Below are 906 nucleotides of genomic sequence, written 5' to 3'. Positions count from 1 at the left end.
CGACGGAAATCCGGGCATGAGCACGACCGCCGTCGCCCTGCGGCGTACGTGCAGTAGTATCCTGCGCGCGTCAGGCTCTCGTCATCGAGATGCCAGCCGTCGGCGGCGTTCCCGTCACGGAAGCGAAGATCGAAGGCGCTGAGGGAGGCGTACTCGGGCAACGGACCCGCATGCGCACCGATGGCCAGCTTGATACGAGCGGCGATATCCATGATTTGGATCCTTTCTTTGCACGATAAATGACGTCGCTCACCAGGTGGCGAGGGTCATATGCGTGCGAAAGAAAGGGCGCTCGTGAACATGCGGCGCGCCTATACATAAGCGAACCAAGGGAGTCGAGATCCTCAGCAAAAAGAATATTGCCTATCTAATTTGTAGGTTAATCCTGTTGAAATCCCTTCGTTGGATTTTTACGGAACTGAGCTTGGTGTTATCCTGCGCTCGTTTTCCCCGACAAATACAGAAACGGTAGGAAGTCAGGTCAATCCTCTGAGTTCCCAAACGGGATCAGAATCAAAGGCGCTTCTGTCAATGCAACTAGCTTCACGCCGTTCAACGGGCGGACGGCTGCGCGACGGGCCGGGTCGAATATCAACCGCACCTCGTCCTGATAGCCATCTTCGAGGCCGCTGACCAAAGCCAAGGTGAAGTCGTTGCCGCGTTCCTTGGCGCGCTCGTATTCGGCGTTGGACATCTCGATCGACCCCTGTGGCGCGCGGCCGGTCGCTTTCATTTCGAAGAAGGTCTTCCAGTCGATCGCGTTCCAGATCGCGATCGGTGTAGGCCGTCGGTGCCGTGCGCGATCCGGGATCGAACGGCTTTGTTGGAGGCGGCGTGTCGTGCAGCTTCGGCTTTACCGGTGGTGGCGCCGGCTTCGGATCACTGCCCGGCACCACCGTGGCGCCT

Annotated in this window: 2 protein-coding genes; both read right to left on the bottom strand. The window is 58.6% G+C overall.

Annotation, left to right across the window (positions count from 1 at the left end):
* Nucleotides 1-212 (bottom strand): hypothetical protein (locus tag ACFFNA_RS36495; protein WP_378924839.1); only part of this gene is annotated, 212 nt, incomplete at its 3' end.
* 269 nt (nt 213-481) lie between these two features.
* Entirely contained in the window at nt 482-757 is a 276-nt protein-coding gene (locus ACFFNA_RS36490) for a protein NO VEIN domain-containing protein (RefSeq protein WP_378924841.1), read from the bottom strand.
* Nucleotides 758-906 lie beyond the last annotated feature (149 nt).

This window comes from Mesorhizobium kowhaii, assembly GCF_042431665.1.
GTDB classification, from domain to species: domain Bacteria; phylum Pseudomonadota; class Alphaproteobacteria; order Rhizobiales; family Rhizobiaceae; genus Mesorhizobium; species Mesorhizobium kowhaii.
This window is presented reverse-complemented; position numbering and strand designations above follow the sequence as displayed.